The 20,628-nt window shown below is 55.1% G+C and carries 17 protein-coding genes; 9 read left to right on the forward strand and 8 right to left on the reverse strand.

Annotation, left to right across the window (positions count from 1 at the left end; genetic code table 11):
* Positions 1 to 83: 83 nt before the first annotated feature.
* Positions 84 to 1,343 carry a sensor histidine kinase gene (locus VPK24_RS02235; protein WP_393010332.1) on the forward strand — a complete coding sequence of 420 codons (1,260 nt, stop codon included), beginning with the start codon at positions 84 to 86 and terminating at the stop codon, positions 1,341 to 1,343.
* A gap of 651 nt (positions 1,344 to 1,994) precedes the next feature.
* Here VPK24_RS02235 and recJ read toward each other — a convergent pair.
* Positions 1,995 to 4,364, reverse strand: coding sequence for a single-stranded-DNA-specific exonuclease RecJ (gene recJ, locus VPK24_RS02240; protein WP_393010334.1), 2,370 nt, complete (start codon positions 4,362 to 4,364; stop codon positions 1,995 to 1,997).
* A gap of 91 nt (positions 4,365 to 4,455) precedes the next feature.
* Positions 4,456 to 4,944: a flavin reductase family protein gene (locus VPK24_RS02245; protein ID WP_393010336.1), complete on the reverse strand. Its 489-nt coding sequence runs from the start codon at positions 4,942 to 4,944 to the stop codon at positions 4,456 to 4,458.
* A 346-nt stretch (positions 4,945 to 5,290) separates the two neighbouring features.
* On the opposite strand from VPK24_RS02245, the gene VPK24_RS02250 reads away from it, so the two are divergent.
* The 8 genes from VPK24_RS02250 to VPK24_RS02285 all read left to right on the forward strand — a co-directional run bounded on the left by VPK24_RS02250 (position 5,291) and on the right by VPK24_RS02285 (position 12,580).
* Positions 5,291 to 5,722 carry a hypothetical protein gene (locus tag VPK24_RS02250; protein ID WP_393010338.1) on the forward strand — a complete coding sequence of 144 codons (432 nt, stop codon included), beginning with the start codon at positions 5,291 to 5,293 and terminating at the stop codon, positions 5,720 to 5,722.
* 178 nt (positions 5,723 to 5,900) lie between these two features.
* Positions 5,901 to 7,412, forward strand: a complete 1,512-nt coding sequence (ycf46, locus tag VPK24_RS02255) for a stress-responsive protein Ycf46 (RefSeq protein WP_099532152.1) — start codon at positions 5,901 to 5,903, stop codon at positions 7,410 to 7,412.
* Positions 7,413 to 7,599: 187 nt separating this feature from the next.
* Positions 7,600 to 7,950, forward strand: coding sequence for a DUF1257 domain-containing protein (locus VPK24_RS02260; protein ID WP_099532151.1), 351 nt, complete (start codon positions 7,600 to 7,602; stop codon positions 7,948 to 7,950).
* A 263-nt stretch (positions 7,951 to 8,213) separates the two neighbouring features.
* Positions 8,214 to 8,657 (forward strand): hypothetical protein, encoded by a 444-nt coding sequence (locus tag VPK24_RS02265; protein ID WP_393010340.1) that lies wholly within the window; start codon positions 8,214 to 8,216, stop codon positions 8,655 to 8,657.
* 150 nt (positions 8,658 to 8,807) lie between these two features.
* On the forward strand, positions 8,808 to 9,569 hold the full coding sequence (locus VPK24_RS02270; RefSeq protein ID WP_393010342.1) for a cytochrome c biogenesis protein CcdA: 762 nt from the start codon (positions 8,808 to 8,810) through the stop codon (positions 9,567 to 9,569).
* A 160-nt stretch (positions 9,570 to 9,729) separates the two neighbouring features.
* Entirely contained in the window at positions 9,730 to 11,148 is a 1,419-nt protein-coding gene (locus VPK24_RS02275; RefSeq protein WP_393010344.1) for a cytochrome c biogenesis protein, read from the forward strand.
* A 184-nt stretch (positions 11,149 to 11,332) separates the two neighbouring features.
* The gene (locus VPK24_RS02280; protein ID WP_393010346.1) at positions 11,333 to 11,830 is read left to right on the forward strand and encodes a pentapeptide repeat-containing protein; all 498 of its coding nucleotides are present in this window, start codon (positions 11,333 to 11,335) and stop codon (positions 11,828 to 11,830) included.
* Between the two features lie 18 nt (positions 11,831 to 11,848).
* Positions 11,849 to 12,580, forward strand: a complete 732-nt coding sequence (locus VPK24_RS02285; RefSeq protein ID WP_393010348.1) for an SIMPL domain-containing protein — start codon at positions 11,849 to 11,851, stop codon at positions 12,578 to 12,580.
* 73 nt (positions 12,581 to 12,653) lie between these two features.
* On the opposite strand, the gene VPK24_RS02290 is transcribed toward VPK24_RS02285, so the two are convergent.
* The 6 genes from VPK24_RS02290 to VPK24_RS02315 form a co-directional block, all read right to left on the reverse strand.
* Positions 12,654 to 16,301, reverse strand: a complete 3,648-nt coding sequence (locus tag VPK24_RS02290; RefSeq protein ID WP_393010350.1) for a response regulator — start codon at positions 16,299 to 16,301, stop codon at positions 12,654 to 12,656.
* A 554-nt stretch (positions 16,302 to 16,855) separates the two neighbouring features.
* The gene (locus VPK24_RS02295) at positions 16,856 to 18,064 is read right to left on the reverse strand and encodes an FtsW/RodA/SpoVE family cell cycle protein (RefSeq protein WP_393010494.1); all 1,209 of its coding nucleotides are present in this window, start codon (positions 18,062 to 18,064) and stop codon (positions 16,856 to 16,858) included.
* Positions 18,065 to 18,348: 284 nt separating this feature from the next.
* Positions 18,349 to 18,552, reverse strand: a complete 204-nt coding sequence (locus VPK24_RS02300; protein WP_099532144.1) for a phycobilisome linker polypeptide — start codon at positions 18,550 to 18,552, stop codon at positions 18,349 to 18,351.
* A 239-nt stretch (positions 18,553 to 18,791) separates the two neighbouring features.
* Entirely contained in the window at positions 18,792 to 19,277 is a 486-nt protein-coding gene (gene apcB / locus VPK24_RS02305) for an allophycocyanin subunit beta (RefSeq protein WP_393010352.1), read from the reverse strand.
* Between the two features lie 86 nt (positions 19,278 to 19,363).
* A complete protein-coding gene (apcA, locus tag VPK24_RS02310) occupies positions 19,364 to 19,849 on the reverse strand; it encodes an allophycocyanin subunit alpha (protein ID WP_099532201.1) in 486 nt (161 codons plus the stop codon).
* A gap of 443 nt (positions 19,850 to 20,292) precedes the next feature.
* Entirely contained in the window at positions 20,293 to 20,616 is a 324-nt protein-coding gene (locus VPK24_RS02315) for a 2Fe-2S iron-sulfur cluster-binding protein (RefSeq protein ID WP_393010354.1), read from the reverse strand.
* Between the last annotated feature and the right edge of the window lie 12 nt (positions 20,617 to 20,628).

The raw sequence follows: 20,628 nt of genomic DNA on the forward strand, positions 1-20,628 counted from the left end.
CGGAAGCGAAGTTTCGATGTTTAGGTGGATGGGGTTGCATCGCCAGCCATCGATCGCCGACGACGAGGTTTGAGCATGTGTTCATGAATTTTTCCAATTCGGCCAGTGTGCCCAATCGCCCACCCATCGCTTCAGGCCCTAGCCGCGAATCGGTTCCTTCCGAGTCACAGTCTCTGATTGTGGCGCTGGTGGGGGGCAATGAAACTTCAGAGCGTCTGGTTTGGGAGTCTCTGATTCAAGAGTCCGGTCATGTGTTGTTCGATCGATGGACGATCGACTCTCTAGCTCAATTGCGATCCCAGACGGATCCACCCCTGCGTGAGCTGGCTAAGGTGGAGCTGTTGGTGCTGTTGGTGATGCCGGAAACGGTGAAACCGATGCTGGCACTAGTGGATTGGTTGTATCGCCAATCGGGGCTGCCCTCTTTGGTGGTGGTGATGCGTCCCCTGCCCTCTTCGATCGCGCCGTTGGTGTCAGCCCTCACCCATGGCGGCATTTGGGGTGTGGTGGACTTGCCTTGGACTCCCGAGCAAGGGCGGGCCATGCTCGATGCGGTGAGCAGTCGATGCTTAGCCGATCGCGAAACCCGGCGCTGTCAGGTGTCGTTGGAACAACAATTGATCGATCGCAACCAACTGGCCGCAATCGCCCTCCATGACTCCCGCAGCGCGATCGGAGCCATTCAATCCTATGCCCAACTCATGGATCGGTTTTGGGATCACTGGCCCGCCGAACAACAGCGAGCCTACCTGAAGCGAATCGGTTGTTTAGCGGAAAAAACCCTTTCGGAATTTAACGATCTCACGGTCTTGATTGAAGCTGATTCCGGCCGATTGCGGTTTGAACCTGCTTGGTTAGATGTCTCTGCCTTACTGAGGGAGGTGGTCGATCGTTGCCAACAAATTGCACCCGCTCTGTGCCACATCACGATCCACGATCGCCTAGATCATTCTCAAATTTGGGCCGATGCTCGCCTATTTCGGCTGATTACCAATAACCTCTTGGACAATGCCGTCAAATATTCACCAAATGGCGGCACGATCGAGGTCTTTCTATCGCAACAAAGTAACTTCCTACTCCTACAGGTTCGCGACCATGGCATCGGCATTTGCAGCACCGATCGGGAACGAATTTTTCAACAATTTGCCCGAGGATCCAACGTGGCTGATATTCCCGGCACTGGATTGGGTTTAGCCATCATTTCCCAATGCGTTCAATTGCATCACGGCAAAATTGAACTCGATAGCGAGTTACAGCAAGGCAGCATGTTCACCGTTTGGCTACCGATGATTGCACTGGATTCCACCAATCATCACGCTGCCTCCGGTTTTGTGGATGGCTAACCTACGCTCGCAGCTTCAACCCAAATTCGCTGCAAAATTTGCAAGTATTCGTTGTCAATTGCGCCGACGCTTGATTCATCCAAGTCATTAGCACCAGCATCCAAACTCTAAAAGTTGTTGCCTTTTAACTACATCTTCTCTGGTTAATTATTCAAGCTTTTACAAGCCAGAGAATTTTTCAAATCAAGTTCAAAGGCAACGACTTTAAGACAACTTTATTCAATTTGATTAGTTGACATTAGAGCAGCTTGATCAACCAGGTTATTACTAGACCTCTTGCACCAATCACGACCCTAAATCCTGAATCCTAAGTCCTAAATCTCTCTCCAAGATTGCTGATTGACTGACAAAACACGAAAGCACCCGACTCTTCAGTAGGTTGGGTTAAGCTTTGCGAAACCCAACTCGATCACCATGAACCTTACTGTTGTTGGGTTTTGTACCTCAACCCAACCTACAAGATGATCGTTGATCAGCCCATCTTGAAGGGTTAAGGATGAGGACTTTTAATTGATTCGTGAAAATTTTAATTGATTCGTGAAAAAAGGCTACTGATTAACAAAGGTATTACTGAAAGGACTCTAGATTCCAGTTATTACCAGTTTTGTGGAGATCTTTGTGGAGATCCATGATCGCGTGACATCCCATCATCTAGTGGGGCTGGAGGCGCGGATCCAGATCCTGAAGTGCTGCTGGGGGCATGGTGGCGAAATATTGATGGTGAAAGCGCTCTTCTTGAACGATCGCCCAAAATTGGGCGATCGCCCGCGATCGGGTGGTCGCTTCGGGTTCCATCGCATCCAGGGCTTGGGGTTGAAACCTCAGGTGGCCATCTTGCTCCATTGGGTTCAGGCCGATCGCCGCCAGGGCATTGAGGCCGAGTTCAATTGCCTGGGGGCTGAGGGCTAATCGCGCTGATAAGACTGCTCGATCGACGGGTTGGCCAGTGCGGCTGAGATATTTCGCCATCCCCAAAAGGGTTTGCCAGGTGCGATCGGGGCTGGGTTCCACAATTGGCTGATAGGTCAGGGCGATCGGGCGTTGATCGTCTAGGGCTTGGCGGGCGATTTGCTGCCAGTCTTCCCAACGGGTGGGGCATTGATCAACCCACAACATTGCGGTGGGCGATGGCAACTCGGCGGCAGGTAACCCTTGCCGATAATCCCAGACGGGAATCGTACCAGCGAGATCGCGCACCAAGGGGCGATCGGCTGGGCGCACTGCCAAGGGCCGCAATTGATAGCACTTATCGCGGGCATTGAAATCCAACTCCGCCACCAAGTCACAGGAACCCTTGGGAATGGCTTCCGGCAAACAGTCCCACCAAATGCCCGGGAAAGGTTCGGTAGCCGAATCATCTTGAATTTCAAAGCGGGTGTAGAGATACCGCAACTTTTGGGCTCCCAGGTACAGGCGGCGGACTTGCAAATTTTGGAACCGCACTTGCCGAATCAGCAAACGCGGAGCCGGGTTTCCCATGCCGCAAGGTTCCAGCCACTTCAGGGCTTGAAACAGGGCCCGTCCCCGATCGAGCAACAGGTCTGCTACGGTTACGGTCAAATCGGCCGTGATGGGCCGGGGCGATCGAGCTGGGCAGCGTTGACGCACTTCCCGTTCCAGGGCTTGGGTAAACAAATCCAGATTGGCCACCGGCAAAGCCAACCCCGCCGCCAGGGGATGGCCCCCAAATCGATCGAGCAAATGGGTTTGGTGCTTCAGGACTTCATAAAAATCCAGACCCGGGAGCGATCGGGCGGATCCCTTCGCCATGTCGCCTTCCAGGGTCAGCAACACCACGGGGCGGTTAAATTCCTGCACCAGTTGACCCGCCACTAGCCCCAAAACGCCCAAGGGCCAACCCGCCTCCGCCAGCACAATCACAGCGGTGGTGGACCAATCGGCGGCGGCCAGGCGCGATCGGGCCCGCCACAGCACATCGTTTTGCAGGGCTTTGCGGCGACTGTTGGCCGCTTCCACTTGGTCAGCTAATTGGCGACACCGATCGCGATCGCGACTGGTCAGCAGTTCAATGCAAAAGTGAGCATCGCCATAGATGCGGCTGGCCGCATTGATGCGCGGCCCCAGGCCAAAGGCAATATCAGAGGGGCGATCGCCCGTTTTCTTGCATCGCTCCAGCAACAATTGCAATCCGGGGCGATCGGTTTTTTGGAGATGCTGCAATCCCACTTGGGCCAAGTACCGAGCATCGCCCCGCAGTTCCACCAAATCCGCAATTAGCCCGATCGCCACCAGATCCAGTAGGGCCGCGAGGGGCTGTTGGGGAACCGTGGGCAAGGCTTGGTAAAGGGCTTCCACCAATTTGTAAGCCACGGCCACACCCGAAAGACTGGCCAAGGGCGAATCGATCGGGAGTGCGCGCGGGTTCACCAACGCCACCAAGTCCGGCCGTTGGTCGGGCAAGCTGTGGTGATCGGTCACAATCACTTCCAAGCCCAAATCCCGCGCGATCGCCAACTCCGCCAGGTTGGTGCTGCCCGTGTCGCAGGTCACGATCAGTTGCCAACCGGCCGCCGCCAGGGCCGCCAACCCCGATCGGGATAACCCGTGGGACTCTTTGAGGCGATCGGGCACAAAATAAGTGAGCCGATCGCCCTGGGGAAAAAACTGCCCCAACCCATCCCACAGCACCGCCGTGGCCGTCACGCCATCCGCATCAAAATCTCCCCAAATGGCCACCCGATCGCCCCGTTCATGGGCCAACACCAACCGCGCGATCGCCCGGGCCATTTCGGAGCCAAACCCCTCTGGCCCCATGAGTTGATAGTGCTCCGCCGAGAGCCACCCGGCCAAGGTGCTCGGATCACGCCAACCCCGTTCCCACAACGCTTGGGCCAGCCACCGGGCCCGATCGCCTTGCGGTGAACGACTTTCTTTGAGATCCGTCGCCTTCGGGTTGCCCACCTGCACCGCATCCAGGCGATCGAGCATTGATTGCACCGCCGCCACCCAGTCCGCTGGGGGAGGTTCGATCGGGAACTGCCAAGCCGCTTCAAAATCCATGGGCAAAATCCATGGGTCAACAATCCATGGGCAAACTGCGACGGGCCGACGAAACTAGCCAGTCTCAGCCAATTAGTCAACCAAGCCGCACCTAACCGCCGTAGTTCCAGCCGGTGCTTTCCAGGGTGAGGGCTTCCCCTTCCCGATGGATGCCTGCACCAATCACTTCGCCCACAAAAACCGTGTGATCACCATGGACGATCGAGCCAACCACCTTGCATTCCACATAGCCCAGTGAGTCCGGCAAAATTGGGCAGCCCGTAGCCTCGCCCAAATAAAACTCGATGTCTTCAAACTTGTTGCCCACCCGGCGACGGGGCTTAAAAAATTGAGCCGCCAAATCCTTTTGGCCCGCTTCCAACACCGTCAGCGCAAACACGCCGCTCGCTTCAATCATGGCGTGGGAACCAGATTCCCGATTCACGCAGTTCACCACCAAAGGCGGCTTAAACGAGCCTTGCATGACCCAACTGGCCGTAAAGGCGTTCACATCTTCGCCCGCTTCATCCCGCACACCGCAAACATAGATGCCGTGGGGAATTTTCCGGAGCATGGTCTTTTTGGCTTGTTCATCGAGCATGGTGCGAACTCCTCGATCGGGTCAATAGGCGGGGCAACCAACAGCAACGAATGTCAATCACAGATGTCAATCACGAATATCAATCATGGATGTCAATGATCGGATGTCAATGATCGATCGCGTCGCTGTCTACTAATCTCTTGCTGAGTGTATCGCAGCCGATCGCCCTCAAAGCTCCACCCAATCATCGATTAACCCGTTTTAGTGCCATGAGCTGAGCCATAAAAGCCTGCATCTTTTGTAAAGAAAGATTGCGAAAAAGACAGCAAAACGGCTTTCTGTCTTGACAGACTAGCGTTGCCCCGATACCTTAACATTCATACCCGGGTAATTCATTTGTAGTTATATGCAAGACAAACAGGACAAGCAAAAAGTCACGCTCTACTTCCCCCAACAGTTGCATCGTCAACTCAAAATCCGGGCGGCAGTTGAGTCGGAACCCATGTCCGCAATTGTCGAAAGGGCCGTGGCTTTTTACCTCGAACACCCTGAGGTAATTGACGAGCACAGCGAACCCTACGGGCGTACCCACCGGGTCTATAGCTGCCCTGTCTGTCAAACCTCCACAGTCCTGCGTGACGGTGAATTGGTTGGTCTTGGAAGCCAGCCTGGCATTCTTGCCGAAGATACGCTGTCGATCGAACGGGCCCTGACGGTTCGGGCTGGTGCTCCAGAGTCCGCCGAGGAGGAAGCTCCTGATAGCGACCCTGATAGCGACACTGATGATTCCAACAGCGAAAACCTTGATTCCAACAGCGAAAACCTTGTACCTTGCTGAAGCAACTGCCAAATGGCTTCAGTTCCGGTTGCGGGTTAGCCCCTTAAGGATTTCGCTCAGGACTCGCTAGATACTTACTAATCACTTTGGCTAATCACGTTGGGCTAGATGGAGAGCAATTTTCAGTCTCTGAGCTAGTCCATCGCATGTCCAACTCAAGCGGAATGGGTCGAGGGTTATGCAAGAGCAACTAAGCGTCCTGGTCAGAGCGCAATATCCGCTGGTTTACCTCCTAACCTATGAAGAGGAACGCGCTGAACAGGCGATCGCCCGCCTTGCCCAATCCAAAACGCAACCCCGCCGTCTGTTTGTTTGGACAGTGACCCATGGGGTGGTGGAATATGGCCAACCCCGCACGGTTACGCAACACAACACCGTTTCGCCGGAAGCTGCGATCGAGTGGATTGTGCGCCAACGCGACCCCGGGATCTATATCCTCAAAGACTTCCATCCCTACATCGACTCACCAGGGGTGAAGCGCTGGCTGCGAGACGCGATCGCCCAGTTTAAGGGGATGCAAAAAACGATCGTGTTGATGTCGCCGGTTCAGGAAATCCCGATCGAGCTTGAAAAAGAAGTCGTGGTGTTGGATTTCCCCCTACCCACCCTGAACGAACTCGATCAGGTGTTGGGTGAACAACTCGAAGAGACCCGATCGCGCCCTCTCAGCCCGATCGCCCGTGAGAAACTGCTCAAAGCAGCCCTCGGTCTCACCCGTGACGAAGCCGAAAAGGTCTACCGCAAAGCCCATGTGAGCACCGGCAAGCTCACCGAATCGGAAGTCGAAATCGTCCTATCCGAAAAGCAGCAGTTGATTCGTCGCAACGGCATTTTGGAATACATGGACGAAGACGAGACGATCGAATCGGTCGGCGGTCTCGAAGAGCTGAAACGGTGGCTTACCCAGCGCTCCAACGCCTTCACCGAGCGGGCCCGCGAATACGGTTTGCCCCAACCGAAGGGAATGCTGATTTTGGGTGTGCCCGGTTGCGGTAAATCTCTGATTGCCAAAACCACTTCCCGGCTGTGGGGTTTACCCCTGCTGCGCTTGGATATGGGGCGCATCTACGACGGCTCCACCGTGGGGCGATCGGAAAAGAACCTGCGGATGGTGCTCAAAACCGCCGAGTCAATTTCCCCCGTCATCCTGTTCATTGATGAACTGGACAAGGCCTTCGCCGGTTCCGCCGGTTCCGCCGACTCCGATGGAGGAACTTCCAGCCGCATTTTTGGCTCCTTTCTGACCTGGATGCAGGAAAAAACTTCCCCGGTGTTTGTGATGGCGACGGCCAACCGGGTCGATCGGCTCCCCGGCGAGTTCCTGCGCAAAGGCCGGTTTGACGAAATCTTCTTCGTCGATCTGCCCACCCAGGACGAACGGAGCGAAATCTTCCAAATCCACCTCGAAAAGCGGCGTTCTGAAATCTCCCGCTTTGATTTGGATCAGCTCGCCAAAGTTTCCGATGGTTTCTCCGGCGCAGAAATCGAACAGGCCATCTTCGCGGCCATGTACGAAGCCTTTGCCCAAGATCGCGAGTTTACCCAACTCGACATCATCGCAGCGATCAAGGCAACCCTGCCGCTGTCGAGAACCATGACCGAGCAGGTAACGGCATTGCGCGACTGGGCCCGCCAGCGTGCCCGTCCTGCCGCCGCTGCTGTCGCGGACTACATCCGCCAGGAGTGGTGACCCCCAAGCTTTCTCCCGTCTCCCAACGGGAGGAGGGCTAGCCCCCCAGTTCCAACCCGTTCAGCATCTGGAACCCCGGTTGGCTAGCGCATTGAAACCAAGCATCGAAGCCTCCCAACTTCGTGCTTGCCATTGAACCCCTAGTTGTTGTCGTTCACGCAATTTCCATCCACAGGAGGAAACCCTCATGTCTCACTTCAGCACCCTGCGCACCAAGATTACTGATGTGGAAATCCTGCGCCAATCCCTGTGCGACCTGGGCATTCAAACCAAAACCAGCGCCGATGTGCGTGGCTATAACGGCCAACGGGTTCGTGCTGATCTGGTTGCGATCCTGGAAGGGGAATATGACCTGGGCTGGTCGCGCAATGCTGACGGCTCCTACGATCTGATTGCGGATCTGTGGGGTGTGGCGAAGAAGCACAACCAAACGGAGCTGATCAATTCGATCAACCAAAAATATGCGGTGAATAAGACGCTGGCGGAGGTGAAGCGTCCTGGGCTGCAAAATGCCAATGTGAAATTGGTGGTTCAGTAGCAACCGCTTTGTCTGCGCGTTCCTAAGCTTGCTGGCTGGTCGGGTTACCCGGCCAGCCTATTTTGTTGGTTGATTGTTGTTGGTTGGTTGTTGCTGGTTGATTGCTGTTTATTGGTTGGTATTGGCTGATTTTTTTTGATTGTTATTGGTTAATTGTTATTGGTTAATTGCTGATTTTTGTAATTGGGTGCTATTTGGTTTTTGGGTTAATTGCTATTGGTTGCTGTTGATTAGTTGATTACTTGTTTTTTGGGTCTTAGTGGATGCGCTCCTTTCCTCGGCTGAATTTGCGGCCCGTGATGATGCACCCGATCGCGCGGCGCGGCATGACGGTGGCTCATTGGATTTTGGCGATCGCCCCAATCAGCTTACTGATCACCGGAGCGGGGGCCTGCCTCCAAGCCACCCGAATTTTAGGAAAAGTGCCACAGCCTTGGATCAATGACCCTTATCTGTTTGGTCACAACGACGCAGCTTATCAAGCTTGGTTGCAGGCGGCAAGCTTGGCCCTGGGGTTTACCGTTCTGAGCCTGATTCCTTGGTTTGTGCTGACGGCGGTGGCGATTTTTGCCCATTGGCGCTACTGGGCCAAAACAGAGTCCAGAGGGGCGGTGGGCTACCGGTTTTTGCCGATCGGGCTGTATCTGCTGAGCTGGGTGGTGTTGATTTGGGAGCCGGTGGGATTGATAGATTGGTTGTTGGACTAGTGAGCAGCGCCGTTGATTAACCCGAGCGGTGGGCAATTGGGGCGATCGGCAATTTCCATCCACCCCCTAAAATTAATCCTGTAGGCCATGGGGCCATGCCATTGGGCCAGGGCAAACCAGCCAGTTCCTGAACAAGTAGGGCGATCACAGGTGTGGGAATCAGTACAAACGGGTTTATATCACCTGGCACAGTGGGCCACAGCGTTGGTGGAAGCACAGTTGGCTCATCCCAGTTTGGGGAGTGCACTGGTGACGTTTGGGGCGGGCCTGCTCACCAGCCTGACCCCCTGTATGTTGTCGATGCTGCCGATCGCGGTGGGCTATCTCGGGGGGTATGACACCTCAAGCGAGTCGGAACCTGCCGATGGGCGATCGCGCTGGGCGGCGGCGGTGCAATCCCTCTGGTTTGCCCTGGGCTTGGCCACCACCTTGGCCGTGATGGGGGTGGCGGCGGCCTGGTTTGGTCGGGTTTATGGCCAGGTGGGTTGGGGCTTGCCGTTGCTGGTGAGCGGGGTGGCGATCGTGATGGGGCTGAATCTGCTGGAGGTGTTGCCCTTTCAGTTTCCATCCCTGGGACAATTGATTCCTGTGCCGACGGGGGTTCCCCGATCGCTGCGATCCTATTTGGTGGGGCTAACGTTTGGGCTGGCGGCTTCCCCTTGCAGCACGCCTGTTTTGGCGGCACTGTTAGCATGGGTTTCGGCCACTCGCGACCCGATCGCGGGTGGGGGGCTGTTGTTGGCCTATGCGATCGGCTATGTGTCGCCGTTGGTGTTGGTGGGCACGTTTGCCGCCTCTTTGAAGAGTTTGTTGGCGCTGCGGAGCCGATCGGGCTGGATTGTGCCCACCAGTGGCGCGTTATTGGTGGGATTCGGCGTATTTTCGCTGCTCAGTCGGTTGCCGATCGGCTAGGGTGAATAGCCAACGAATTGCCAGTCAACGGATTGTCAGCCACATGAGACGCTAGGGAATTAGGGTCAAAAACACAGCGCTAATCATGCGCTAATCATCAGGATCGGCACACTAGGGCGAATTAAGGGAAGACCAAAGTACTGAGGTCAGGGCAAAAACCATGGATGCAAATGACGGATTGCAGCAAACTCCCCTGAATGGGGCGATCGGGCGGAGCTGGTGGCGCGCAGGGGTGCGCATCATTGCTGACCTGCGGTTAGCGATCGTCCTGTTATTGGTGATTGCGGTGGCCAGCATCACTGGCACGGTCATTGAGCAGGGCCAGGGCTTGGAGTTCTATCAAGCAAACTATCCAGAGGATCCGGCCCTGTTTGGCTTCCTGAGCTGGAAAGTGCTGCTGGCCTTGGGGCTGAACACCGTCTATCGCACCTGGTGGTACTTGGGACTGCTGGTGCTGTTTGGCACGAGCTTGGCCGCCTGCACCGCCCTGCGCCAATGGCCGGCCCTAAAAGCTGCCCAGCATTGGAGTTATTACCGGGCCCCCAGACAGTTTGAGAAATTGGCCCTCAGTGCCCGGTTGGACTTGGGGGAAGCCAGCAGCGCGATCGCCCCGGCCACGCCTCTCTTGCAAGCCAAAGGTTACCGAGTTTTCGCGGAAGGCAGCAGCTTGTATGCACGTAAGGGGATTGTGGGCCGCATTGGGCCGATTATTGTCCATGCGGGGATGTTGATTGTGTTATTGGGCGGCATTATTGGTGCGCTCACTGGTTTCATTGCCCAAGAAATGATTCCCAGCGGCCAAACGTTTCAGGTCACCAATATTATTGACGGCGGCCCTTTGGCGGCGGGTAATGTGCCCCGAGATTGGTCTGTGAAGGTTAATCGCTTCTGGATTGAATATTTACCGGACGGCAACATCGACCAGTTTTATTCAGATTTGTCGGTGTTGGATCAAGCGGGTCAAGAGCGCGATCGACAAACTATTTTTGTGAATCAACCCCTGCGCTACCGAGGGGTGACCATGTACCAAACCGACTGGGGCATCGCAGCGGTGAAGGTACGCATCAACAACAGTCCATCAATTCAGCTACCCATGGGCAAGCTGAATCTGCCGGGCGCGGGCCGAATTTGGGGCACTTGGGTTCCCACCAAACCGGACTTGAGCGAGGGGGTTTCGCTGCTGGCGCGAGATTTGCAAGGGGCGGTGCTGATCTATGACGCGACGGGCCGCCCGATCGCCACCACGCGGGTGGGCCGATCGACCCCAATTACCCTGGGCGATCGCACCCTCACCTTGGCCGTGGATGATTTGATTGGCAGCACGGGGCTACAGATCAAGGCGGATCCGAGCATCCCGATCGTCTATTTGGGCTTTGGATTGCTGATGGTGGGCGTGGTGATGAGCTATTTTTCCCACTCACAAATTTGGCTGTTGCAAGAGGGTCGATCGCTCTATGTGGGTGGCCGCACCAATCGGGCCCAGGTGACCTTTGAGCGGGAAATGCTGGAGGCGATCGCGCAATTGCAAGCCACTGTCCCGATCGCCTCATCCCCAACGCCCGCTGCTACGGAAACCTAAACGATCGTCTGGAAGTTTGCAAAATTCAGTTTGCCAAATTCGCAGATTGCTATCCATGGCTAAATCCTAAGATTCGTCTCCGATCGCGGAGGGATCAGGGCGATCGCGCTAGGCTCAGAGCAAAGGTTCTTGCCCCCGGCCCACCATTGCCAGAACCCATTCCCCGGGGCAAGCAGGAGGAGTGATGACCGATCGGCATCTGCGTTGGCTTAGTGGTCTAGTCTTGGCAGCGGCGCTCCTCGGTGCGGTAGGTTCGCGGGCGGCGGCGGAACCCGCTGCAACCACGGCTCCCAATGACCTCAAAGAACTTTTGGAAACGGGCCTCTGTGGTGGTTGTAATTTGGCGGCGGCCAACTTGGCGGGGCAAAACCTGCAAGGCGCACACCTGATTGGGGCTGACTTGCGCCATGCCAATTTGCGGGGGGCTAATTTAACCAACGCCAATTTGGAAGGGGCCGATCTGACCGGTGCTGACCTAACGGACGCTAATTTAACCGGCACATTCTTAACCAATGCCATCCTGACCCAAGCGAGGCTCGATCGGGTAAACCTCACAGCCGCCACCCTCAATGACGTGGACGTGACCGGCGCGTCGATGCTGGACTTAACCCTCACAGGCGCGACGATTCAGGACACGGCGATCGGGGTTGGTGGCGACGAACCCATTGAACCCCATCCCTAGGGATGGCTAACCCTTGCCATGATGCGCTTGCTGAATTCACACAGATCTCCCCGCCTTGAAACAGCCGTTGGTTTGCGCTTGGGGGCGATCGGGCTGGGCATGATTGTGGCGATCGCCGCTGCTCTGCCCGCCCAAGCCCAAGAGCGGCTCAATCGGATTCTGTCCGTTACGGGCCGCGGCAGTGAACTGGTCAGCGCCAGCACTGCCCGCGTGAGCCTGGGGGTGGAAGCCCGGGCCACCACTGCCGAAGCGGCCCAAGCGGAAATGGCCAAGCGATCGAGCGCGGTGGTGGCGTTGCTGCGGGGTCGCAATGTCCAAAAGCTGCAAACCACTGGCGTTTACCTCAGCCCCTACTACGACAACAACAGCAAACCCGTGGGCTTTGTGGCCACCAACACGGTCAGCTTTGAAATTGCCGCCACCGAATCTGGAGCGCTCATGGATGCGGCCGTGAAAGCGGGAGCCACCCGCGTGGATGGGGTGCAGTTCACGATCGATGATGCCACCAACAACGCGGCACGCAATCGGGCCTTGGCAGCAGCAACCCGTGATGCCCAAGCCCAGGCCGATGCGGTTTTGGCAACCTTGGGGCTAACTCGACAGGAAGTGATGGGCATTCAGGTAGAGGGGGCCATGATGCCGATCCCCAGCCCCATGCTGCGAGGCGTGGCCGACTCCGCCGCTAGCACCCCCGTGGTGGCCGGTGAACAGACAATCCAAGCCACGGTTACTTTGCACATTCGGTACTAGTTCGACCCTCGCCACGGGGGGCTGAATTAACGCTTCGTTCGTTTTCAGTTGCCAACGTCGAGGTTTACAGAGTTCAACGTCGGGATGGGGTGACTTGAGTTTGATCAAGTTGATCAAGTTGCTGAGTATAGGCACAAACGCGATTCATCACATCCCGTAGTTGAGCTGACAAAATTTCAGCCCGATCGAGCCGATCGGCCAGGGCATTGGTTTCAAGTTGGCAAGCCAAATCCGGCATTTCCAAAACGCCAGCATTGGCCGCCGCACCTTTAATTTGGTGGGCCCGCCGATAGACTTCCTTGATGTTTTGGCTTTCGATCGCCCGATCGAGGGCTTCCAAATATTCCGGAATGCCCTCCACAAAAATACTGAGAATTTCACGGGCCACTTCCGGATCGCCCATGGAAATCTCCATCAACCGTTCTCGATCGATCGGCGGCGCTGACTCAGCAGCGGAATTCCCAGCACTCAGCATTGGCTTGGGAGTCGGTTCCGTCGGGGGCAAGTCGCCTTCCGTATGCGAATTGCGACTCATGGGAATCACCCAGCGATCGAGCACCGCCGCCAAGCCCGCCAAGCTAATGGGCTTGCTGATGTAGTCATTCATGCCCACTGCCAAGCATTCTTCCCGGGCCCCAGCCAAAGCATTGGCCGTCATGGCAATCACCGTCACATCCCGATTGGGGCCCGCTTCCGCCCGCAACCGTTGTACGGCCTGATAGCCATCCATCACCGGCATCAAGCAATCCATCAACACCAAGTCAAACGGCTCACGCAGCAGTCGATCGAGCGCCTGCTGGCCATTGTCAGCACAGGTCACATTCTCCCAACCCAAACTCTTGAGCTGCCGCAAGACAATTTGTTGATTGAGGGGGGTGTCTTCCACCACCAAAATCTTGCAATGTACCGGCCGCACCAGGGGATGGAGCGATCTCGCTGCCGATCGCCCATCACGCTCAGCCACTGTGGGCGACTCCAGCACCGCAGGCAAAGTTGGTGACTCGTGACGCACCGCCGCCGTTAGCGCATCCAGCAGTTGCGAAACCAAAATCGGCATCGTCAAGTAATGCTTAATCACCCCCTGACTCACCAGTTGATGGCCCAGCGATCGTGCTTCCGGCTTCAGCAACAGGATCCAGTGCACAGCGGCCAAGGCCGGTTGCTGCTGAATCTGGCGCTGCAACGGTTCCCAAGTCAAATCCAAATCTTCCAAATTCACAAGGGCGATCGTGTAGGGGGTTTCGCTGTGGCTGGCCGTCTCGATCGCCCCAAACACCTGCTCCGCCGACACAAGATCCAAACGCCCACCCCAAGCCCGCACCTGAGAACCAATCAACAATTGCTGGCGGGGATCCGTATCCACCAACAGCAACCGTTCTTGGCGCAAAAAAGACCATTGCTCCGCCTCATCCGTCAACGTCTGGCGCTGCAAGGGCACTGAAAACCAAAACGTACTGCCCCCGCCCACATTGGCCTCATAGCCAATTTCTCCCCCCATCAGTTCCACCAACTGCCGACAAATGGCCAGCCCCAACCCAGTGCCCCCATAGCGGCGGGTTGTGGAAGCGTCCACCTGCGAAAAAGACTGAAACAGCTTGTGACGATGCTCCGGCAAGACCCCCACCCCCGAATCTCGCACCTCACAGTGAATTACCACCATCTTGTTTGATTGGGATTCCAAAGACATTTGAAAAACCACCTGTCCTTGATCCGTGAATTTAATGGCATTACCCACCAAATTAATGCAAATTTGATGCAGTCTTGTGGGGTCGCCCACCACCGTCCAAGGCACGTTACTATCCAGCAGCGTCAAAAGCATTAATCCCTTGACCTGGGCTTGGGGTCGCAGGAGATGATCGACGGTTTCAATACATTGATTCAGGTCAAAGGGAATGGACTCCAGTTGCACTTCTCGGGCTTCAATTTTTGCCCAATCCAAAATGTCATTAATCAACGACAACAGGTGCTCGCCGCTGGTTTTTAAGATTCGGGCTAAGTCTTGCTGTTCCAAGCTTAGGGGCGTTTGCAGCAGCAAATCAGTCGTGCCCAAAGCCGCATTCAAAGGAGTCCGAATTTCGTGGCTCATGTTGGCCAGAAATTGACTTTTGGCTCGGTTGGCAGAATCAGCTAGTTCTTTTGCTAGTTGCAATTCCGTGGACTGGTGTTGAAGGCGTTGCACCAATTGAGTTTGTTGAACAGCAATCCCCAGTTGTGCCCCAATTTGCACCAAAATTTTAATGTCTGATTCGCTCCAGGTGCGGGGGCGTTCATTTTGATAGGCTCCCAGGACTCCCCACAGTTCTCGGCCGCAATGAATGGGTACACAAATAAAGGCTTTGGCCGCCAATCGATCGAGCAATTCCAAACAGGTGTCCGCCAAATCCGCCTGCTCCACATCGCTGGCACTGACATAACTGGCTCCCAAGTTGAAGGGGCCGCCTTGGGTCAGTTGCCAAGTTTTGTGGCACAGGGCCGGATTGAGGTGATCCACATCTTTGGTGACCCCACTCGGACTAACCAAGGGCTGCACACCATCGGCCACGGACTCCACCAAAAATTGACCGCTCCAGTCCGGATTAAACCGATAAATCACCACTCGATGGCACAGCAGGGCCCGCCGTAGCTCATCGGTTGTATCCAGAAAAATTTCATCCAAATCCAGGGACTGCCGCATTCGGGTGATGATTCGGGCGATCGCGGTTTCGCGCCGGGCCAAGTCCCGCAGGGCCTGTTCTGCCTGTTTCCGCTGCATCAAGGCTCCGGCTTGAGTCCCCACCGCCTCCAACAGATGCAAGATTTTGTTATCGAGGGTCGAGGCCTGTCGCCGCAGGAACATCAAGACCGCCAAAACCTGGGAGCCGTCCAAAATGGGAACCGCAAAGGCCGATCGCAAACCGACACTAGCGGCCAGCTCTGAACGGGCAAAAATTCCCGGTTGGCTCAAATCCTCCAGCCATTCCGCCTGGCGCTGGGCCCAAACTCGGCCGGGCATTCCTTCTCCCGATCGATACTGAAGCTGCAAACTGGCTTGGCGAAAGGCTTGAAAAGATGGGTCGCTGGCATACCAACTGGGGCTGCACTCCAGCGCCGTCCCGTGGGCGTTCGGAACCCAGGCTTCCGCACAATCCCACTTAATGGTTTGGCAAGTCAGCCGCAAAATGGCTTCAAGGGATGCATCAAAATCCGAGGCTCGCCCGATCGCCTGGGAAGCCGCCAGCAACAGCCGAATTTCAATTTCAACTTTCTGGCGCTGAACAATTTGTTTGTGTAGCAGTTCATTCTGTTCAGTCAAGCGACGATTGGCCGATCGCAATTCTTCCTGAAGGGCATACAAGCGCAATTGACTCTCGATTCGCGACAGAATTTCTTGAACTTGAAAAGGCTTAGTAATATAGTCAACTCCGCCAGCTTCAAAGGCATGAACCTTATCGGTCGGGCGATCTAAAGCGCTAATAAAAATAACAGGAATATGACGAGTTTGAGGATCATCTTTTAAATAACGACAAACTTCATATCCGTCCAAATCTGGCATACAGGCATCCAAAAGGATTAAATTTGGTGCAGCCAATCGAGCAGCACTTAATGCCAATCGACCACTAATTGCCTTTCTAACACGATAGCCATGAGTCTCCAGCATGGAAGACAGCAGACGGAGGTTGTCTGGCAAATCATCCACAATTAAGATATCGGCTTTGGCAGGATGCCCAGAAGAAGATAACATCGACAGCAGTCCAGAGAGGAAGGAGGAAATTTTTGATTAAACGCCAAAAAAGCATCTGGTAATCATCATTTAGGAATGTTCATCTCATGTAAGTTATTTAGCTCATTGTTGATGAATATCGTACTTTTTTATTGATGTTTAATTGACTGAGATAATTGATTACTTGAAGTTTAAGCATGTTAGCTTTTAGTTGCTTTAAGCAGCATTTAATCGGCTTCAAGCGAGCTATTGCATCGTAACCATGCCTATTCAATGAGAATTGTTGGGTCAAAAATTAGTTAACAGTCTCTATTCAAGGTGCTTTTCAGTTACTCAAGATCATGAGGTTTTTCATGAATTTCTGAATTCAGTTCACTTTTTTGTGAAGTCAATGACAACCAAGTCAACGATCGCCCAAAGTCAGAGTAGCTCTGAACTTTTGGTGGCTTCGGTCTGTACGCCATTCAACAATCATGCAGCATGGTCATGGCTGTTAACTATCGGTAGAACACGAGTATTTTTTGATACGATCACCCGTTTTCCTTTACGGGGATAGTCAAAATCGCAGTGCATCTTTAAGACCGACGAGGCCGACGGCGATCGAGGGGAACAACCGTGGCCGCGTTGCTTTCGCGGGCCACCCGAATCAGCAACCCCGCCAGGAAAAGACTGGCAATGATCGAGCTACCGCCATAGCTCATGAGGGGAAACGGCAGTCCCGTAGTTGGTAGCACACCGGTTGCCACGCCAATGTTTACTAGGGCTTGCCCCACCAGCAGCAATACAGCACCGACGGCCACCAGTCGCAGGGAGCGATCGCTCGCATTGGCAGCCACTCGCAGGCCCAATGCACCATAAACGACTAACAGGGTCAGCAATAGCAGGGAACCGACAAAGCCAAACTCCTCCGCAAACACCGAAAAGATAAAGTCAGTGAACTGGATAGGCAGGCTGGCTAGTTTTTGTTGCGAGAGGCCAAACCCCGTCCCCCACCAGCCCCCCGACCCGATCGCCAGGAGACTTTGCACCAATTGATAGCCAATGCCTAGGGGGTCATCCCAAGGGTTGAGAAAGGACGCAATTCGCCGCTGCTGGTAAGTGCGCAGGCTGATGCTAATTAACCCTAAAATCAGCCCACCTCCCGCCGCGCTGAGCAGATAGGAATAGGGCAAACCCGCTGTCAGCGCCAGGAGCCAAACGGTCATCCCACAAACCGCTGCGGTGCTGAGATTGGGTTGTAGCAAAATTCCCAACAGCACGGCACCAATGGTTCCCAGCCAAAACCAGCGATGGCGATCGGTCAACCGTTCCCACTGCCCCAAAATACGGGCGCTTTGCAGCACCAAAAAGGGCTTTAAGAGTTCTGAGGGTTGAATCGGCAAGATCCCGATTTCAATCCAGCGAACGGCTCCGTTGGCCGATCGCCCAAGACCAGGAACCAGCAGCGCCCACATCAGCATCAAGGTGACCAACAATCCCCAGTGGGCGATCGCCAGCACGTAACGCAGGGGCAGGGAAACGGCCGTTTGGAATCCCACCAAGCCCGCTGCGATCCACAGTAATTGCCGTTTGCAGTAGTACCAACCGTCTCCTTCTGTGGCTTCCGCGCTGGCGTAGGAGGCAGATAGCAAAATCAGAAACCCCACAAACAGCCAAAAGAAGGTCAGCCAACGCAACCAGCGGGCTTCATCGGCCCAGCCCACTGCCGACCACCCCACGGAGGTTCGGAACTGTGCGAGCCAATCACTCCAAACAAGGGGGCGACGTTGGGCCATGGATTGCAGGCAACCTCAAAGGGCAGAGACAGGCCAGGAAGCAAACCCACCAAGGGAGGCACAGTGCTACTGACTCAAAACAATGCTGATGCAAAAATACCTATTCAAAACAATATCGCGAGCCACAAGTTTCAGCTACCCGTAGGCAGGCTCACTTGTCACTCGCGATCGGCTGAATTCAGAATCGGAACGCCAATTCCAAAAATGACTGAGGGTTGGGTCACCGACTCGATCGATCCATCTGACCTCAAAAGGGCAGAAAGGGCCGATCAGACGGTTCACAGTTTGCCAATCTACAGCAAACCCGTATTCGTGCCCGGGCGGCCCGTAGCCAGCTCGACCTTCACGATTTTGCCACCCATTTTTTGGATACGTTGCTGTTCCTTGAACCAGTTGTCGTAGGAAACCAGCTTCGTGAAGAAGGTGTTTTGCAGCTCGCGCTGCGTCCGAATTCGCGTTTGGCTCGGCACGCAAGCCGTAATTTTAAACATCCGCATGGCGAGAAACCTTTGTGACTTCAACGACAAATCTGACCAAAATTCAGACCCAGTCCTTAAACAACGAGGTCTGAGCCGTGCTGCCCCCAAAGCTAACCAGACAACGCGATTGCGGAGCCTATGCAACTTTGAGCGTTCAGCAACTATCCCAGACCCCGTGGCTTCACTCATTTCAACCCAACAGGGGAAACCACAACCATCAACCCGATGAGTCGAAATTCAGCCAAGCCATTTGTTGTTTAGCTCAAGCCCGAGGAGATGTAGTCGAAGTACACGCCCATTTCCTTACCAGCGTCAGCGCCCACCAAACCGGCGGTTACTTCCTTCATGGCTTGGATAGCTTGCACGGTGGTACCGATGGGCACACCCAAGGAGTTGTAGGTTTCCTTCAGACCGTTGAGCACGCGCTCATCGAGGATCGAAGGATCGCCGGCCAGCATTGCGTAGGTGGCATAGCGGAGGTAGTAGTCCAGGTCGCGGATGCAAGCAGCATAGCGACGGGTGGTGTACATGTTGCCGCCGGGACGGGTCACATCGGAGTACAGCAGAGACTTGGCAACGGCTTCCTTCACGATCGTGGCAGCATTAGCGCCGATCGCGTTAGCAGCACGCACGCGCAGTTCGCCGGTAGCGAAGTAGTTCTTCAGCTTATCCAGAGCACTGGAGTCGAGGTACTTGCCCTGAACGTCGGAGGAGTTGATGACGGAGGTAATTGCGTCTTGCATGATCGTTTTTGAATAAGTCGGTTTTGCAAGGAAATGGCTTTCATTAAAGCCGAAGCAAGTCAAGCTAGCGAGGGAGAACCCAGGTCTTAGCTCAAGCCGCCAATCACGTAATCGAAGTAAGCCGAAGCTTCAGCTGCGTCTTCGCCGCTCAGCAGACCAGCAGCAGCAGCCTTCATGCCACGCACACCTTCAGCCACGCCGTCGATCGGGGTACCCAGCGAGCGGTACATTTCGCGCACGCCCACCAAACCGATTTCTTCGATCGGGGTCACGTCGCCAGCCACGATGCCGTAGGTCACCAGACGCAGGTAGTAGTCCAGGTCGCGCAGGCAGGTTGCGGTCATTTCTTCGCCGTAAGCGTTACCACCGGGCGAAACCACATCGGGGCGCTTTTGGAACAGTTGTTCGCCGGCTTGCTTAACGATGCGCTCACGGGCATCGGTCAGGATTTGGGCAATGCGCAGGCGTTGAGCGCCGGTGGACACGAAAGCCTTGATGCGATCCAGTTCGCCGGGGCTGAGATAGCGGGCCTCAGCGTCGGCATTCACGATTGACTTCGTGACGATACTCATTGAATAAACTCCTCCGAAAGGAAAAAAGTTTTGACTGGAGATTGGGGCTTCCACCGAGGAAACGACTAGCATCGCTGCGATTGCTCAGGCAGCGGGAGCAACGAGAAATTTTCTAAGCCAGGTCGTTTAACCCTTAGCTCGAAATCCACCAGCGACAGTCTTGAGACCGCACTCGGTGTCCTCCCCGGCAAATCAACACTTATTCTCAGGCATGAAGCCCGTTGACCCTCGCTTGGATTAACAGTTTTTAACATCCTTCCTCAGACAGCTAATCTTTGAGAGCCGTCCCAAGTCCGTGATTTCAGTCCCGATCGCTCAACCGCCCCAAAGACAAAACACCAGGCGAATCAAAATCTAGGGTCGAGATTTCGCGCCTGATGTTTTGCAGATTTTAGGTTTGGAGCGAGCGATCGCCCAACAGCCAAGTTTCCCAAAGGCCGAATTTATTTCTGGAATTGACCAAATTGCAGTTCGTAGACCTCATCCTCGCAGCCGGTTTGGATTTTGAGGTTAGAACGGGGCGTGGCGGTGCAAAGGAGAGCGAACCCCTTCGCGCGCAGATCCGGACTCAGACCCATGCTATCGCCTGGCTCGATCGTCCCTTCCACTACTCGGGCAGCGCAAGTCGTGCAAACCCCCGCATTGCAAGAGCTGGGAAGCGTCAACCCCGCCGCCGCCGCCGCCGTCAGAATGGGCGTATCGTCCGCCACTTGCAGAACGTGGGTTTGTCCTTCGTGCTGAATTTCAACCTGATAGGTCATGCTCATGGTTCTTCTCTC

The sequence above is a fragment of the Limnothrix redekei LRLZ20PSL1 genome (assembly GCF_043235035.1).
GTDB lineage: Bacteria > Cyanobacteriota > Cyanobacteriia > CACIAM-69d > CACIAM-69d > CACIAM-69d.

Excerpts from the sequence above, each read along its gene's own strand:
- VPK24_RS02235 (WP_393010332.1), top strand. The coding sequence starts at position 84 with ATGAATTTTTCCAATTCGGCCAGTGTGCCCAATCGCCCACCCATCGCT.
- VPK24_RS02280 (WP_393010346.1), top strand. The coding sequence starts at position 11,333 with ATGACCGATCGGCATCTGCGTTGGCTTAGTGGTCTAGTCTTGGCAGCG.
- VPK24_RS02275 (WP_393010344.1), top strand. The coding sequence starts at position 9,730 with ATGGATGCAAATGACGGATTGCAGCAAACTCCCCTGAATGGGGCGATC.
- VPK24_RS02285 (WP_393010348.1), top strand. The coding sequence starts at position 11,849 with ATGATGCGCTTGCTGAATTCACACAGATCTCCCCGCCTTGAAACAGCC.
- VPK24_RS02290 (WP_393010350.1), bottom strand. The coding sequence starts at position 16,301 with ATGTTATCTTCTTCTGGGCATCCTGCCAAAGCCGATATCTTAATTGTG.
- VPK24_RS02300 (WP_099532144.1), bottom strand. The coding sequence starts at position 18,552 with ATGCGGATGTTTAAAATTACGGCTTGCGTGCCGAGCCAAACGCGAATT.
- recJ (WP_393010334.1), bottom strand. The coding sequence starts at position 4,364 with ATGGATTTTGAAGCGGCTTGGCAGTTCCCGATCGAACCTCCCCCAGCG.
- VPK24_RS02315 (WP_393010354.1), bottom strand. The coding sequence starts at position 20,616 with ATGAGCATGACCTATCAGGTTGAAATTCAGCACGAAGGACAAACCCAC.
- VPK24_RS02260 (WP_099532151.1), top strand. The coding sequence starts at position 7,600 with ATGTCTCACTTCAGCACCCTGCGCACCAAGATTACTGATGTGGAAATC.
- apcB (WP_393010352.1), bottom strand. The coding sequence starts at position 19,277 with ATGCAAGACGCAATTACCTCCGTCATCAACTCCTCCGACGTTCAGGGC.
- VPK24_RS02250 (WP_393010338.1), top strand. The coding sequence starts at position 5,291 with ATGCAAGACAAACAGGACAAGCAAAAAGTCACGCTCTACTTCCCCCAA.
- apcA (WP_099532201.1), bottom strand. The coding sequence starts at position 19,849 with ATGAGTATCGTCACGAAGTCAATCGTGAATGCCGACGCTGAGGCCCGC.
- VPK24_RS02265 (WP_393010340.1), top strand. The coding sequence starts at position 8,214 with ATGCGCTCCTTTCCTCGGCTGAATTTGCGGCCCGTGATGATGCACCCG.
- ycf46 (WP_099532152.1), top strand. The coding sequence starts at position 5,901 with ATGCAAGAGCAACTAAGCGTCCTGGTCAGAGCGCAATATCCGCTGGTT.
- VPK24_RS02245 (WP_393010336.1), bottom strand. The coding sequence starts at position 4,944 with ATGCTCGATGAACAAGCCAAAAAGACCATGCTCCGGAAAATTCCCCAC.